At 71.3% G+C, this 14,969-nt stretch carries 16 protein-coding genes; 6 read left to right on the top strand and 10 right to left on the bottom strand.

All coding sequences use genetic code 11. From position 1 onward, the window contains the following. Window positions 1–33 precede the first annotated feature (33 nt). The 3 genes from BLW43_RS01100 to BLW43_RS01090 form a co-directional block, all read right to left on the bottom strand. Complete coding sequence (locus tag BLW43_RS01100) at window positions 34–495, bottom strand: hypothetical protein (RefSeq protein ID WP_093247630.1); 462 nt, start codon at window positions 493–495, stop codon at window positions 34–36. A 121-nt stretch (window positions 496–616) separates the two neighbouring features. Further along, a complete protein-coding gene (locus BLW43_RS01095; RefSeq protein WP_093247629.1) occupies window positions 617–2,293 on the bottom strand; it encodes a formate--tetrahydrofolate ligase in 1,677 nt (558 codons plus the stop codon). A 202-nt stretch (window positions 2,294–2,495) separates the two neighbouring features. After that, complete coding sequence (locus BLW43_RS01090) at window positions 2,496–3,128, bottom strand: MOSC domain-containing protein (RefSeq protein WP_093247628.1); 633 nt, start codon at window positions 3,126–3,128, stop codon at window positions 2,496–2,498. A 143-nt stretch (window positions 3,129–3,271) separates the two neighbouring features. On the opposite strand from BLW43_RS01090, the gene BLW43_RS01085 reads away from it, so the two are divergent. Continuing rightward, window positions 3,272–3,709, top strand: a complete 438-nt coding sequence (locus tag BLW43_RS01085) for a YqaA family protein (RefSeq protein ID WP_093247627.1) — start codon at window positions 3,272–3,274, stop codon at window positions 3,707–3,709. Between the two features lie 161 nt (window positions 3,710–3,870). Then, entirely contained in the window at window positions 3,871–5,091 is a 1,221-nt protein-coding gene (locus BLW43_RS01080) for a DEAD/DEAH box helicase (protein WP_093247626.1), read from the top strand. 117 nt (window positions 5,092–5,208) lie between these two features. Here BLW43_RS01080 and BLW43_RS01075 read toward each other — a convergent pair whose 3' ends face one another. From BLW43_RS01075 to yajC, 6 genes are all read right to left on the bottom strand, one after another. Then, window positions 5,209–6,045 carry a metallophosphoesterase gene (locus BLW43_RS01075; RefSeq protein ID WP_217632069.1) on the bottom strand — a complete coding sequence of 279 codons (837 nt, stop codon included), beginning with the start codon at window positions 6,043–6,045 and terminating at the stop codon, window positions 5,209–5,211. 79 nt (window positions 6,046–6,124) lie between these two features. After that, on the bottom strand, window positions 6,125–6,730 hold the full coding sequence (locus BLW43_RS01070; protein ID WP_093247624.1) for a superoxide dismutase: 606 nt from the start codon (window positions 6,728–6,730) through the stop codon (window positions 6,125–6,127). 106 nt (window positions 6,731–6,836) lie between these two features. Continuing rightward, window positions 6,837–7,205 carry an Mth938-like domain-containing protein gene (locus BLW43_RS01065; RefSeq protein ID WP_093247623.1) on the bottom strand — a complete coding sequence of 123 codons (369 nt, stop codon included), beginning with the start codon at window positions 7,203–7,205 and terminating at the stop codon, window positions 6,837–6,839. A gap of 24 nt (window positions 7,206–7,229) precedes the next feature. Next, window positions 7,230–8,195: a protein translocase subunit SecF gene (gene secF / locus BLW43_RS01060; RefSeq protein ID WP_093247622.1), complete on the bottom strand. Its 966-nt coding sequence runs from the start codon at window positions 8,193–8,195 to the stop codon at window positions 7,230–7,232. A gap of 31 nt (window positions 8,196–8,226) precedes the next feature. Further along, window positions 8,227–9,918, bottom strand: coding sequence for a protein translocase subunit SecD (secD, locus tag BLW43_RS01055; RefSeq protein ID WP_093247621.1), 1,692 nt, complete (start codon window positions 9,916–9,918; stop codon window positions 8,227–8,229). A gap of 25 nt (window positions 9,919–9,943) precedes the next feature. Next, entirely contained in the window at window positions 9,944–10,273 is a 330-nt protein-coding gene (gene yajC / locus BLW43_RS01050) for a preprotein translocase subunit YajC (protein ID WP_093247620.1), read from the bottom strand. 214 nt (window positions 10,274–10,487) lie between these two features. On the opposite strand from yajC, the gene serS reads away from it, so the two are divergent. The 4 genes from serS (at window position 10,488) to BLW43_RS24550 (ending at window position 14,440) form a co-directional block, all read left to right on the top strand. Further along, on the top strand, window positions 10,488–11,792 hold the full coding sequence (gene serS / locus BLW43_RS01045) for a serine--tRNA ligase (protein ID WP_093247619.1): 1,305 nt from the start codon (window positions 10,488–10,490) through the stop codon (window positions 11,790–11,792). Beyond that, window positions 11,792–12,568 carry a 5'/3'-nucleotidase SurE gene (gene surE / locus BLW43_RS01040; protein WP_093247618.1) on the top strand — a complete coding sequence of 259 codons (777 nt, stop codon included), beginning with the start codon at window positions 11,792–11,794 and terminating at the stop codon, window positions 12,566–12,568. The genes serS and surE overlap by 1 nt, the downstream gene beginning before the upstream one ends. Window positions 12,569–12,657: 89 nt before the next feature. After that, window positions 12,658–13,281 carry a protein-L-isoaspartate(D-aspartate) O-methyltransferase gene (locus BLW43_RS01035; protein ID WP_093248152.1) on the top strand — a complete coding sequence of 208 codons (624 nt, stop codon included), beginning with the start codon at window positions 12,658–12,660 and terminating at the stop codon, window positions 13,279–13,281. Between the two features lie 52 nt (window positions 13,282–13,333). After that, window positions 13,334–14,440 (top strand): M23 family metallopeptidase, encoded by a 1,107-nt coding sequence (locus BLW43_RS24550; protein WP_093247617.1) that lies wholly within the window; start codon window positions 13,334–13,336, stop codon window positions 14,438–14,440. Window positions 14,441–14,526: 86 nt separating this feature from the next. Here BLW43_RS24550 and BLW43_RS01025 read toward each other — a convergent pair whose 3' ends face one another. Continuing rightward, window positions 14,527–14,907, bottom strand: a complete 381-nt coding sequence (locus BLW43_RS01025) for a helix-turn-helix domain-containing protein (protein WP_245730867.1) — start codon at window positions 14,905–14,907, stop codon at window positions 14,527–14,529. Between the last annotated feature and the right edge of the window lie 62 nt (window positions 14,908–14,969).

The raw sequence follows: 14,969 nt of genomic DNA, 5'->3' as shown, positions 1-14,969 counted from the left end.
CGCCCGTTTTCCGATTCGTGCGGTATCGCGCCCTCATCGGAACGTGACACGGTGGCTCCATGTCTCGCCGTCGCTCAGCGTGAGCGTCGCGAAGCCCATCAGCTTCACCATGTCGTAGAAGGTCGCGCGGTCGGAGACGGCGTTGCGCACGAAGAACTCCGTCGTGCGGGCCGGCGCCGAGAGCTGCGCCATCACCGCCCTCGCCCGGTAGAGCGTTGAAAAAACGTCACGATCCAGCGCAATGACGATCATCTCCTGCGCCTGCTCCCCCTTCGCGAAAACGGCGAAGCGCGGCGGCGTGGGGTGCTCCAGCTGCTGCCGCGTCACCTGGGTGACGAAGCCGATGCGCACCGCGCGGTCCGCCGCCGGCGCTTCGGCGAGCGTCCGCTCGAAGACTTCCGATGTCGTGACGGGCGGATAGTAGTATCCCTCTTCGTCGTCGGCATGAGCGGCGACCGCGATCAGGGCGGCGAACATCAACGATATCAGGCGCATAGGTGCGTCTCCCGGCCAGCGCCCGCCATGGCGCGACTCGAGGCTGACCCGCCCCGCGCCCGGACGCAAGACCAGAGAGCCGCCCGGAGAGGCGCCCCCTGATCTCCCCGGCGGCGGCGCGTCAGAACAGGCCCTGCACCAGCCCTTCCTCGTCCATGCGGATGCTCTCCGCGGAGGGAACGCGCGGCAGGCCCGGCATGGTCATGATCTCGCCGCAGATGGCGACGATGAACCCCGCACCCGCCGCCAGCCGCACTTCGCGCACCGGAATCTCGAAACCCTCCGGCGCCCCGCGCAGGTTGGGGTCCGTCGAGAACGAGTACTGCGTCTTGGCCATGCAGACGGGAAGGTTTCCGTAACCCTCTTTCTCCCAAGCCGTGAGTTGATCGCGGATCTTCTTGTCCGCATGGGCGGCGCCGGCGCGATAGATCTTCTTGCAGATGGTGTCGATCTTCTCAAAAAGCGGCATCTCATCGGGATATAGGGGCTTGAAATCGGCCTTCCCACTCTCGGCGAGCGCCATGACTTTCTTCGCCAGCTCTTCAGTGCCTTCGGAGCCCTTGGCCCAGTGTTCGCACACGACGGCCTCGCTGCCCAGCGCGGCGACCTGCGCCTGCACCGCCTCGAGTTCGCCGTCGGTGTCGGTGTAGAAGCGGTTGATTGCAACTATGGCGGGTATGCCAAAGCCCTGCACGTTCTCGATGTGGCGCGCGAGGTTGGCGCAGCCCTTCTCCACCGCCGCGACGTTCTCGACGCCCAGATCGGCCTTGGCGACGCCGCCGTTCATCTTGAGCGCGCGCACCGTCGCCACGATCACCGCCGCCGCCGGCTTCAGCCCCGCTTTGCGACACTTGATGTCGAAGAACTTCTCCGCCCCGAGATCGGCGCCGAAGCCGGCCTCCGTCACGACGTAGTCGGCCAGTTTCAGCGCCGTACGCGTCGCCATCACCGAGTTGCAGCCATGGGCGATGTTGGCGAACGGGCCGCCATGGATGAACGCCGGGTTGTTCTCCAGCGTCTGCACGAGGTTGGGTTGCAGCGCCTGCGCCAGGAGCACCGTCATCGCGCCGTCGGCCTTGATGTCGCGGCAGGTGATCGGCGCCTTGTCGCGGGTGTAGGCCACGACGATGTCGCCCAGTCGCCGCTCCAGATCGCCCGCGTCCTTGGCGAGGCAGAGGATCGCCATGATCTCCGACGCCACTGTTATGTCGAAGCCCGCCTCCGCCGGGAAGCCGTTGGCGACGCCGCCGAGCGAGGTGGTGACCTGGCGCAAGGCCCGGTCGTTCATGTCGAGCACGCGCCGCCAGACGATGCGGCGCTGGTCGATCCCGAGGCCGTTGCCCCAGTAGATGTGATTGTCGATCATCGCGCTCAGCAGGTTGTGCGCGCTGGTGATGGCGTGGAAGTCGCCGGTGAAATGGAGGTTGATGTCCTCCATCGGCACGACCTGGGCGCGCCCGCCTCCCGCCGCTCCGCCCTTCATGCCGAAGCATGGCCCGAGGCTCGGCTCGCGCAGGCATATCGCAGCCTTTTTTCCGATCCGGTTGAGACCGTCTCCCAGACCCACCGTCGTCGTGGTCTTTCCTTCGCCGGCGGGCGTGGGGTTGATCGCGGTGACGAGGATGAGCCGTCCGTCCGGCCTGTCCTCCAGCCCCTTGATGAACTCGGCCGACACCTTCGCCTTGTCGTGGCCGTAGGGCTGCAGGCTCTCGGCCGGCACGCCGAGCCCGGCGCCGATCTCCATGATCGGCTTCTTGCTGGCGGCGCGGGCGATGTCGATGTCGGAAGGCTGTGACATGGGCGTTTTCCTGGAGCGACTTTCCCAGACTGGGCGCCGGGGAGGTTTTCATTGGCGCGCCGGTGCGCGCGTCTCGCGGGGTGGGGCGGGGCCTAGGCCGGGCGCGACAATGCGGTTCGGCGGCTGGACGCGCAAGAGCCCGAAAGGGTGGAGCGCGACCATCTCCCGGCGGCGCGGGCCCACCCTTCCGGGTGAGACGGAGCTACCCGGCCGCGGCTTCCCGCGGGCTGCGCGCCGGTCTGGCGTGGGGCCAGACGCGCTGGGGCGGAACATGCAGCCGCGCGACGTCGCCAAGCGCGACCACGCCGGTCTTCTCGACCCAGGCCGTGACGCCGCGCCGGCCGGCCGCAACCCGCGGGAACGCCGAGCCGTGGCCCGGCCGATGCTTCTCGATGGTCTCTCCGACGAAGCGGCACGGTCCGTTCTCCATGTCGATCGCCAGCGACGCGCCGGGCCCGCCGCCTTCCGTCTCGAAGATCAGCCTGCTGGCCGGCGGGGCCTGCGTGAAGTCCGGCGCGCCCTCCACGACCATGTTGGCGCCCGTCCAGGCCGGGGGCAGCGTCTCCAGGCCGAGATCCGCGGCGATGGCGGCGAGCTCCTCCGCGGAGAGGATGCTGAGCTGGCGCGCGTTGCGGATCTCCGTTCCGCGCGGATATTGCAGCTTCACGCGGCTGCAGGAGGGGCGCGTCAGGCCCCCGTGGCACTCGCCCTCGGGACCGTCCCAGCCCAGCGAGAGGCTGTCGCGCGGCGCGCTCTCCAGCGTCACGGCGCGGTCTCGCACGACGCCGAGCCATGTCACGCGAACGGTCACGTCCGTCGGGGTCAGAATCGCCATGCCGGTCTCCTCCGTGTCACGCTCAGCCTCGCCTCGGCTCTCGCCGGAGACAAGCCGCGGCGGGAGCCTCGGCTCATCCGGCGGCCGCGTGGCGCCGGGCCGCAAGCCTGCTAGGTACCACCGGACTCGGCGCGGGAGGCGGCATGTCTGAACTGGAGGTTGCTGCGGCGCTGGCGGGCCTGTTCGCCGCCGCGTTCGGCGCGGCGACGATCCTGCCGTTCCAGTCGGAGGTCGTCTATGTCGCGATGGCGGTCGCCGAGACCGCGCCCTACCCGCTCATCCTCATCGTCGCAAGCCTCGGCAACACCCTGGGATCGGTCGTCAACTGGTTCATGGGCCTCTGGATCGAGCACTATCGCGACAGGCGCTGGTTTCCCGTCACGGAGGCGCAGCTGCAGAGGGCGCAGGGCTGGTATCGGCGCTACGGCGTCTGGACGCTGCTGCTTAGCTGGGCGCCCTTCGGCGACGCCTTCACCGTGGTCGCAGGCGTCATGCGCACGCCGCTCTGGCTGTTCGTCCTGATCGTCGCCGCGGTCAAGACGGCGCGCTACGCCGCCCTCGGCTGGGCGATCGGCGCTTGACATTGCAGCGCAGCACGTCCATGTCAGGCCCAACGACAGCGCACGCGGCCCGAGTTTGTGTGCCGCGCACCGTCGCAACCCCGAGCTTTCCGCCAGTTGCGCTTGGCGATCGCCGAGCCGCCCTCCGCCTCCGAGCGGAGCGGTAAACTGTGGATGCATTGATGAAATTCTCCGACTTCGCGCTTTCCCCCGCGATCCTCAAGGCTTTGGCCAAATGCGGCTTCGAGGCGCCGACGCCGGTGCAGGAGCAGGCGATCCCGCCGCAGCTCGAAGGCCGCGACGTGCTCGGCCTCGCCCAGACCGGCACCGGCAAGACGGCCGCCTTCGCGCTGCCGCTGATCGAGCGCCTCGGCGGCCGGCCCGGCCGCCAGCCGCGCCAGCCGCGCGCGCTGATCCTCGCCCCCACCCGCGAACTCGCCGCGCAGATCGACGACGAACTGCGCCGCTTCGGCTCCGGCCTCAGCCTGCGCACCGTGCTGGTGCTGGGCGGCATGTCCCGCGCAAACCAGACCCGCGCCATCGCGCAGGGCGTGGACGTCGTCGTGGCGACGCCGGGGCGGCTCATCGACCTGATGGACGACAACCGCATCAGCCTCGCCGGCGTCGAGACGCTGGTGCTTGACGAGGCCGACCGGATGCTCGACCTCGGCTTCGTGCGCGACATCCGCAAGGTCGCCGCCGCCACGCCGAAGAACCGCAAGACCGCGCTCTTCTCGGCCACCATGCCGAAGGAGATCGAGGCGCTCGCGGCGGAACTGCTCAACGACCCTGTGCGCATCGAGATCGCGCCGCAGGGCACCACCGTCCAGGTGATCGAGCAGCGGGTCGAGCACGTCTCGGCGGGCTCCAAGCGCGGCGCGCTGGCGAAGCTGCTGGCCGACCCCGAGATGGCCCGCGTCATCGTCTTCGCCCGCACCAAGCGCGGCTGCGACCGCGTCGCCAAGAACCTCGAGACCGACGGCTATCCCGCCGAGGCGATCCATGGCGACAAGGCCCAGAACGCCCGCCAGCGCGCGCTCGACGCCTTCAAGCGCGGCCGCGCCCGCGTGCTGGTGGCGACGGACATCGCCGCGCGCGGCATCGACGTCGACAACGTGACCCATGTGGTGAACTTCGACCTGCCCGACGAGCCGGAGAACTACACGCACCGGATCGGCCGGACAGGGCGCAACGGCAAGACGGGCGTCGCGATCACGCTCTGCGACGAGACCGAGACCGACAAGCTGCGCGCTGTGGAGAAGCTGATCCGCCGCGCGTTCCTCGCCGACGGCAGCCTCGGCGACCAGCCGCCCGCGCCCCAGCGCCCGGCCCAGAACCCGCCGGGAACGGGCCGCCGCCGCTCCCGCAACCGCCGCGGCGGCGGCGCGCGCCAGGCGGCGTGAGGCGCCGCTGAGCAACAGCCCGCGCGGCCCGGCCGGAGCGCCGGGCGCGCTCCGACCGATCGCCGGCGCTGCGCGCGGCCCGCTAGGACGCCCGCCACGCCGCAGGGTCGATGGCGCTCAGGAGAGGTCGATCACGGTGATTTCCGGCGGCATGCCGAGGCGCACCGGCGCGATGGAGCAGCCGAGACCGGCCGAGACCATCAGATCGCGCCCGTCCTCGCGGATATGGCCATAGGCGTAGCGCGCGCCGAAAGCCGAAGGCACGATCGGCGACCAGCCGAACAGGCGCACTTGCCCGCCATGGGTGTGGCCGGCCAGCGTCACGGCGAACCTCGGCGGGGCCAGCGGGAAGATGTCGGGTTCATGGGCGAGCAGGATCGCCGGCGCGCCGTCGTCGGGGGTGGCCGCCGAGACCTGCGCCAGATCGTCAAGCCCGCCCGCGGGCAACACGCGCCCTTGGGCGACGTGCCAGAACGGCCGATAGGCGAGCTGATCGCCGAGGCCAGCGATCCAGACCCTGCGACCGTCCACCGAGGCCGGAGCGACCGTGTTGTGCAGCACGGCGAGGCCGGCGTCCTCCAGCTCGTCCCACCACCGGCAGCGCCCGCGCCGGTCGCGCTGCTCGGCCATGTCGTCCCACCAGTCATGGTTGCCGAGCACGGCGAACACGCCGGCGCGCGCTTTGAACCGCGCCAGCGCGCGCGCCGCGCGACGGGGCGGCGTGCGGTCGAGAACAAAGCTGTGGCTGGCGCGGTAGTCGCCGAGAAGCACGCCGGTGTCGCCCTCCAGGGCGTTCGCCGCCTCGACGATACGGGCGATGCGGGACAGCGGTATGTGCGGCCCGCCGGCATGCAGATCCGCCAGCGCCACGATCCGCAGTGTTAATCCGCGCGGCCAGATCGCGGGGCGCACCTCCCAGCGCTGGATGCGCAGGCGCAGACCCGGCTCGACCACCGTCGCATAGGCCCCGACGGCCCACGATCCGATGGCGAGACCCGCCAGCCCCCGCAGAAGGCGCCGGCGGGTGAGCGTGTCAGCCCGGCAGACGGGAGGCGACGTTCTCCCAGTTCACAAGCTTGTCGAGGAAGTTCGACAGGTAGGCGGGGCGCTTGTTGCGGAAGTCGATGTAGTAGGAGTGCTCCCACACGTCGCAGCCGAGCAGGGCGGTCTGGCCGAAGCAGAGCGGGTTGACGCCGTTCTCGGTCTTGGTGACCTTGAGCGAGCCATCGCCGTCGACGACGAGCCAGCACCAGCCCGAGCCGAACTGGCCGGCGCCGGCGGCCGAGAACGCCTCCTTGAACTTGTCGACCGAGCCGAAGCCGTCGACGATGCGCTTCTCCAGTTCCGACGGCATGCCGCCCGGGTTCGGCCCCATCATCTCCCAGAACTGGATGTGGTTCCAATGCTGCGAGGCGTTGTTGAACAGGCCGGACTGCACGAGTTCGCCCGGCTTGTAGGTCGCCTTGACGATCTCCTCGAGGCTCTTGCCCTCGTGCCCCGAGCCGTCGAGCAGCTTGGCGCCGTTGTCCACATAGGCCTTGTGGTGGATGTCGTGGTGGTACTCCAGCGTCTCCTTTGACATGCCGGCCGAGGCCAGCGCGTCATGGGCGTAGGGCAGATCGGGGAGAGTGAAAGCCATGGAAAGGCCCCTTCTGGACTGGTGGTCAGGCGCGGCGGCGAGCGCCGTCGCGCGGGTTATAGACGCTTAACGATCCGACCGGAACCGGCGTTCCGACCTCGCGCCGTCAAACCGGCGCCAGCGCGGCGGCCACGCGCCGGTCTTCGGCCAGCAGCACGTTGTAGGTGCGGCAGGCCGCCGGGGTGGCCATCACCTCGACGCCCAGCCCCGCCGCCTCGATCGCGGCGCGCGTCTCGCGCGGCAGCGGCGCAATGTCCGGCCCCATGCCGACGAGCAGGATGTCGATGGCGTCCGCCGCCGCGATGACGTCGGCGAAGCAGGCAGGCGATGGCGGCTGCGCCGGGGCCCATGCGCCCACCCTGCCCGGCAGCAGCAGCAGACCGCCCTGATGGGCGTAGCCGCCGATGCGGAAGCCGCCGGCGCCATAGCCGTCGATCGGCGGGCGGTCGGGAAAGGCGACCTCGTGCATCTTCATGGGCGCGATACCACCGGGCCGCCCTCAGGCGCCGCCGTCGCTGAACTTCACGCCCGCCGCCGCGTCAGCATCGAGCGGCTCGCGCGTCACGCCCAGCCACAGCAGCACCGCCGCCGCGACGAACACCGACGAGTAGGTGCCGATCACGATCCCGAAGATCATGCCGAAGGTGAAGCCGCGGATCACCTCGCCGCCGAGCACATAGAGCGCGATCAGCGCGATCAGCGTCGTGCCCGAGGTCATGAAGGTCCGCGAGAGCGTCTCGTTGATGGCGAGGTCCAGCACCTCCGCCAGCGGCCGGGTCTTGAACTTGCGCAGGTTCTCGCGCACGCGGTCGAAGATGACGACGGTGTCGTTGAGCGAGTAGCCGATGATCGTCAGCAGCGCGGCGATGATCGACAGGTTGAACTCCGTGGCGGTGATCGAGAACACGCCCACGGTGATCAGCACGTCATGGGCGAGCGCAATGACTGCGCCGACCGCGAACTGCCACTCGAACCGCAGCCAGATGTAGACGAGCACCGCCAGCACCGCGAGCAGCAGCGCCAGCGCGCCGGCCTGGAGCAACTCGCCCGAGACCTTCGCGCCCACGGCGTCGGTCTGCAGGATGGTGACGTCGGGGAATGCGTCCTCCAGCAGCGCGCGGGCCTCGCTGGCGGCGGCGTTGGGGTCGTCGGCGCCGATGCGCACCATCACCGAGTTGCGCGCGGCGCCCGTCAGCTCGGCGGCGGGGTCCGAGATCGACGTCACGGCGACGTCGCCGGCCTCCAGCGTTCCCAGCGCCGCCCGCCATTCGGCGATGGGCCGCGGCTCGGGCGTCTCGGCCATCACCACCGCGCCGCCGCGGAAGTCGATCCCGTAGTTGAGCCCGATCACCGCGAGCGACAGCACCGACAGCAGCGCCAGCGCGGCGGAGAACAGCACCGCCGGCTTCGCCAGCTTCATGAAGCCTACATGGGTGTCGTCGCGCACCAGCCTCATCAGTCGCATGGGACGCTCCTTGCACGAGTGATGACGCGGGTCACAGGGCCAGCGCCTTCGGCCGGCGCGCTTCGAACCACGTCGCCACCATCAGCCGCGTGACCATGATGGCCGTGAACACCGAGGTGACGACGCCCACGCTCAGCGTCACCGCGAAACCCTTGACCGGGCCGGAACCCATCGCGAACAGGATCACGGCGGCGATCAGCGTGGTGATGTTGGCGTCGACGATGGCCGAGAGCGCGCGCTCGTAGCCCGCCTCGATCGCGCGCGCCGGCCCCTTCGACCGCTTGAGTTCCTCGCGGATGCGCTCGAACACCAGCACGTTGGCGTCCACCGCCATGCCGATCGTCAGCACGATCCCCGCGATGCCCGGAAGCGTCAGCGTCGCGCCGAGCGCCGACAGGACGCCGATGATGAGCGCGATGTTGACGATCAGCGCCACGTTGGCGAACAGGCCGAACAGCCCGTAGCTCAGCCCCATGAACACCATCACCGCGATCAGCGCGACGACGGTCGCGATCTTTCCGGCTGCGACGCTGTCCGCGCCGAGCTCCGGCCCGACCGTGCGCTGCTCCAGCACCTCGATCTCCGCCGGCAGCGCGCCCGCCCGCAGCAGGATGGCGAGGCGGTTCGCCTCGGCCACATCGAAGCTGCCGGTGATCTGCCCGGAGCCGCCGGTGATGGCGGAGATGATGCGCGGCGCCGAGATCACCTGCCCGTCGAGCACGATCGCGAACACCTTGCCGACATTTGCGCGGGTGTAGTCGCCGAAGGCGCGCGCGCCGGCCGTGTCGAAGCGGAAGTTCACCGCCGGCCGCCCGTCCTGGTCGAACCCGGTGGAGGCGTCGACGAGGTTCTCCCCCGCCACGGTCGGCGCGCTCTGCAGGACGTAGGAGAGGCCGACCTGGTCGGCGTCGGGGACGATCATCTCGCCCGGCGCCGCCGACGCCTGCGCGTTCTCGGTCTGGCTGACGACCTCGTGGAAAGAGAGTTTCGCGGTCTCGCCCAGCAGCGCCAGCAACTCCTCCGCCGAGCCGACGCCCGGCACCTGGATGAGGATGCGCCGCTCGCCCTGCCGCTGGATCGTGGGCTCGCGGGTGCCCGCCTCGTCCACGCGGCGGCGCACGATCTCCAGCGACTGCGCCATGGTGCGCTCGAGCGCCGCGGCGCGCTCGGCCTCGGTCAGCGTCACGCGCAGGCGGTCGTCGCCGAGCCGCTCCACCGCGATGTCGCGGCCGGCCGGTCCCCCGAGGATGCCCGAGGTCACGGGTTGCGCGATCTCCTCCAGCGCGCCCACGGCTGCGTCCATGCCCGCCGCGGAGGGCTGCAGCAGGCGGATCTCCAGCGCCTGCCGGTCGCCGTCGACCTCTCGGAACGGCCCCACGACCTCCCGCGCCTCGCGCAGCGCAGACCGCGCCTCCGGCCACAGCGACGCGATGCGCTCGGCGTAGACGTCCTCGACTCGCACTTCAACGAGCAGATGCGCGCCGCCCCGCAGGTCGAGCCCGAGGTTGAGCACCGAGCCCGGCAGCCATGAGGGCCACGCCGCCGCCTGCGCCGCAAGGTCCGGCGGAACCGGCGCGCCGCGCTCCTCCAGCCGCTCGACCTGCGCGCGGGCGCGCGCGGCCTCGTCGGCGGTCTCGTAGAAGAAGTTGGGCGCCGTGAGCGCCACGCCCAGCAGACAGAGCGCGATGACGAGCGCCTTCTTCAGGGCCGAGTACTGCAGCATGGCCTGCCTCCGATGCGGGTCAGGCTCAGTTGTCGTTGGCGGGTTCGGACTTCGAGACCAGCGCGGCGACGGTGGACTTCACCACCTTCACCTTCACGTTGGGCGCAAGTTCCGCCTCCACGGCGTCGTCCATCACCTTGGTCACCTTGGCGTAGACGCCGCCCTGGGTGATGATCTGGTCGCCGCGGCGCAGGCCGTCGATCATCGCCTTGTGCTCCTTGGCCTTCTTCTGCTGCGGGCGGATCAGGAAGAAGTAGAAGATCACGAAGATCAGGATCAGCGGGATGAGCTGGATGATGAAGTCGCCCCCGGCGGGCGCCCCTCCGGCCTGGGCGTAGGCGGGCGAAATGAACATCGGCGTTGTCTCCGTATCTCGTGCGTCCGCCGGATCATGACCGGCCCTGCGAAAGTCGCGCGGACTATAGCCGCGGGCGCCATGGGCGCAATGGGGGGGCGACCGGCGCCGACCCGGGGCCTGCGACGCTGGCGCAGGCCCGTGCGATGCGGCATAAGCCGCGCCATGAGCCCTCCCGCCGCACGCTTCGCCGCAAGCCCGTCGAGTTTACGCCATGCATGACATCCGCACGCTGCGCGACGCGCCAGACGCCTTCGACGCCGCCCTCGCCCGACGCGGTCTGCCGCCGATGGCGGAGACGCTGCTGGAGATCGACGGCCGCAGGCGGGCCGCCATCACCGCCGCGGAGGCCGCGCTGGCCGCGCGCAACGCCGCCTCGAAGGAAGTCGGCGCCGCGAAGGCGCGGGGCGACGACGCGGAGTTCGAGCGTCTGCGCGGCGTGGTCGCGGAGAAGAAGGACGAGATCGCCCGGCTGGAGGCCGAGGCGAAGGCCGCCGACGAGGCGCTGACCGCCGAGTTGATGGCGCTCCCGAACGCGCCCTTCGACGACACGCCCGACGGCGCCGACGAGGCCGGCAACGTCGAGCTGCGGCGCGTCGGCGAGCCTCCGCGCCTCGACTTCGCGCCAAGGGAGCATTGGCAGCTTGGCGAGGCTATGGGCTGCATGGATTTCGAGGCCGCCGCGAAGCTCAGCGGCGCCCGCTTCGTGGTGCTGTCCGGCGCGCTGGCGCGGCTGCACCGCGCGCTGGCCCAGTTCATGCTCGACACCCACATCGACGAGAACGGGCTGACGGAGGCGTGGACGCCGGTGCTGGTGCGCGACGAAGCGCTGCTCGGCACCGGGCAGTTGCCGAAGTTCACCGAAGACCTCTACCGGACCGAGAACGGCTGGTGGCTGATCCCGACCGCCGAGGTGACGCTGAGCAACCTCGTCGCCGGGCAGATCCTCGACGCCGCCGCCCTGCCCCGCCGCTACGCAGCGCACACCCAGTGCTTCCGCTCCGAGGCGGGTTCCGCGGGCAAGGACACGCGCGGGATGCTGCGCCAGCACCAGTTCGAGAAGGTCGAGATGGTCTCCATCGTCCGACCCGAGGACGGCCGCGCCGAACTCGACCGCATGACCGCCTGCGCCGAAGGCGTCCTCGCCAGGCTCGGCCTCGCCTTCCGCACCGTGGTCCTCTGCACCGGGGACATGGGTTTCGGCGCGCGGCGCACCCATGACATCGAGGTGTGGCTGCCGGGGCAGGACACCTATCGCGAGATCTCCTCCTGCTCGCTCTGTGGCGACTTCCAGGCGCGGCGCATGAACGCCCGCTTCCGGCCCGAGGCGGAGGCGAAGCCCGAATTCGTCCACACCCTCAACGGTTCCGGCCTCGCCGTGGGCCGCGCGTTGATCGCGGTGATGGAGAACGGGCAGGACGCGGAGGGGGGCGTCACGGTCCCCGCCGTCCTGCGGCCCTACATGAAGGGAGCGACGCGGATCGCGCCCGATGGAACCCTGGAATCCGGAACCGCCTGATGCGCATCCTCGTGACCAACGACGACGGGATCACCGCCCCCGGCCTGAAAGTGGCCGAGGCCATCGCACATGACATAGCAGGGCCCGACGGCGAGGTGTGGGTCGTGGCGCCGGGCGACGAGCGCTCGGGCGTCTCGCACTGCATCTCCTACACCAAACCCATGCGGCTGGCGAAGCTTGAGGACCGGCGCTATGCGGTGGACGGCAATCCTGCGGATTGCGTCATCCTCGGGGTTCATCACATTCTGGCGGAGGTGAAGCCGGATCTGGTGCTGTCGGGCGTGAACATGGGCCACAACGTCGCCGAGGACGCAGTGTATTCGGGCACCATCGGGGCCGCGATGGAGGGCGCGCTGCAGGGCGTGCGCGCCGTCGCGCTCAGCCAGTACTACCGCCGCGGCGACGACGCGCCCGCCGACGCCTTCGCTTCGGCCCGCGCCCACGGGGCCGAAGCCGTGCGCCGGGTGCTGGGCTGCCCGTGGAGCCACGACATCTTCTACAACGTGAACTTTCCTGCGGTCGAAGGGCAGGCGGTCAAGGGCTTCGCGCTGGCGCCGCAGGGCCGCCGCGGCTCGGGGACGTTCGACTGCGTGGAGTACGTCTCGCCCTCGCGCCGCACCTTCTTCTGGCTCCAGCACCGCACCGCCAACACCAGCGCCGAGGCGGGGTCGGACGCGGTGCTGGGCCATGAGGGCTGGATCACCGTCACGCCGATGCGCCCCGATCTCACCGCGCACGACCTGCTCGACGGCGCGCGCGCCGCGCTCGTCGGCTGACCATGACGCGCGCCCCGGGCGGCCCCCACGGCTCCCTCCCGGCGGGCGCGGGCGCCGCTGCGCCGGGCGCGCCCGACCGCGAGCAGATGATGCGGCTCGTCTATTCCCTGCGCAGCCGCGGCGTCACCGACGCGCGGGTGCTCGCCGCCATCGAGGCGACGCCGCGCCACATGTTCGTGGACCGCGCGTTCCGGGACCGCGCCTATGACGACCTGCCCCTGCCCATCGCGTGCGGCCAGACCATATCGCAACCCTCGGTCGTGGGCGTGATGACGCAGGCGCTCGCGCCGACGCCGCGCTGCAAGGTGCTGGAGGTCGGCGCCGGCTCGGGCTACCAGGCCGCCGTGCTGGCGCGCCTCGCGCGGCGCGTCTACGCCATCGAGCGTCACAAGGCGCTGGCGCGCGAAGCCGCCCAACGGCTCAAGGCGCTCGATCTCGGCTCAGTCTCGCTGGTCTCGGGCGACGGTGCGCTCGGCTGGCCCGACCAGGCGCCGTTCGACCGCATCATGGTGACGGCGGCGGCGGAGGATCCGCCGGCGCTGCTGCTCTCACAACTGCGCGAGGGCGGCGTGATGGTGCTGCCCGTCGGCCAGAGCGACGATGTGCAACAGCTGATAAGGATCGTAAAGACGCCGCAGGGGCTGGAGTACACCGAGCTGCTTCCAGTGCGCTTCGTGCCGCTGCTGGCCGGGCTGCCCGAAGGCGACGCGTGATCCGCCGGCCGCGGGCGGCGCCTCACGAGGCGAGACGAAGGGGAGAAACGTCATGGGCGAGCGCATTTCCAGGTTGAGCGGCGTGGGCGCCGCATTTGCGGCGGCGCTGACCGTCGCGGCCTGCGCCGAGCGACCCGAGCCGGCGCCGGTCGTCTATCGCGGCACCCAGCCGTCGGCGCCGCAGCCGCGGCCCGCCGCGCCCGCCGTCGACAACGCGGCCATCGCCGCCCTCCAGCCCGGCGCGGCCGACGCGCGCGGCGTGGTCGACTACGGCGGCTACCGCGCCGTGGTCGCGCGGCAGGGCGACACCGTGGCGTCGATGGCGTCTCGCGTCGGCCTCTCGCCGGCGGCGCTGGCCGCCTACAACGGTTTGCCGGCGGGATACCAGCCGCGCGCCGGGGACGAGCTGATCCTGCCGCCGTCCCCCGGCGGAACGTCCGTCGCGCAGGTCTCCGCCCCGACGCCGCTCGAGACGCCGCTTGAGACGCCGCCGGCCGCGCCCGAAGCGCCGGCCCCCTCCACCGCCGCCGCGGCCGGCGCGACCGGGTTCGACATCGCCGCCATCGAGGCGAGCCTCGGCGACGACGCCGCGCCGCCCTCGCCCACGCCGCAGAGCGGGACGCCCGAGGCCGCGCCCACGCCGACCCCCGCCCCTGCACCGGCCCCCGACCCCGCGACGCCCCCCGCCCCCGCAGAGGCGCCGGTTCGCGACGCGCCGTCGTCCGTCGCCGTCGTCGAGCCCGCCCCCGCGCCCGCCGTGGTTGCGCCGCCGCCGCCGGCGCCGGCGACCTTCGCGGCGCCGGTGTCCGGCCCGATCGTCCGGCCCTACAGTCGCGCCGCCGGCGCCGGGCGCAATGACGGCGTGGACTTCGGCGCGACGACCGGCGCGCCGGTCTCGGCGGCCGCCGACGGTCAGGTGGCTCTGGTCTCCGAATCGCTCGGCGGTCTCCAGACCATCGTGCTCATCCGCCACGCCAACGACCTGCTGACGGTCTACGGCCATGTCGACGGGGTGACGGTCGCGCAGGGCGACCGCGTGCGCAAGGGCCAGACCATCGGCGTGGTCGCCGCGCCGGAGTCCGGCACGGACGCGGTGCTTCACTTCGAGGTGCGCCGCGGCGCCGCGTCGGTCGACCCGTCCGAGTTCCTGCCGGGCTGAGTTCCTTCCCGGCTGAGCGCCGACGCGCCTGAGGGCCGATGCGAGGCATGAGGAGTCCTGTCGATGTTCGGGATCGACGCGTCGCCTCAGCCGCCCGCGGCCAGCGCCTGCAGCCGCGTCTCGATCCGCGCCAGCTTCTCGGCGGCGCGGGCCTGCGCCATGCGCGCCTCCCGCAGTTCGCCGAGCAGCAGCGCGATCGTGGCGTCGCGGTGGGCGTCGGGCGGCGGCGCCACCCCGTCGCCGATGCCGGTCATGAGCCATTTCATCGAGACGCCGAGCACCCCCGCAAGCGTCTGCAACTGGTTCGCGCGCGGCTCCGCGCGGTCCGTCTCCCACGCGGCGATGGTCTGCGTCTTGACCCCGAGCTTCTGGGCGAGCTGCGTCGCGCCGATCCCGGCTTCCTCCCGCGCCGCGGCCATGCGGTCGCCGAACGTGGCGCTATCCTCGTCGTAGTAGGCGTCCTGCACCCGGTTTCCTCCCCCGATCCGGTCATGCTCGGCTTGACGCTAGGGGTAGCACCGCAGGCGCG

It is taken from the genome of Rubrimonas cliftonensis (genome assembly GCF_900107585.1).
Classification (GTDB): domain Bacteria; phylum Pseudomonadota; class Alphaproteobacteria; order Rhodobacterales; family Rhodobacteraceae; genus Rubrimonas; species Rubrimonas cliftonensis.
The sequence above is the reverse complement of the archived record's forward strand: the minus strand, read 5'-3'. Positions and strand labels throughout refer to the sequence as shown.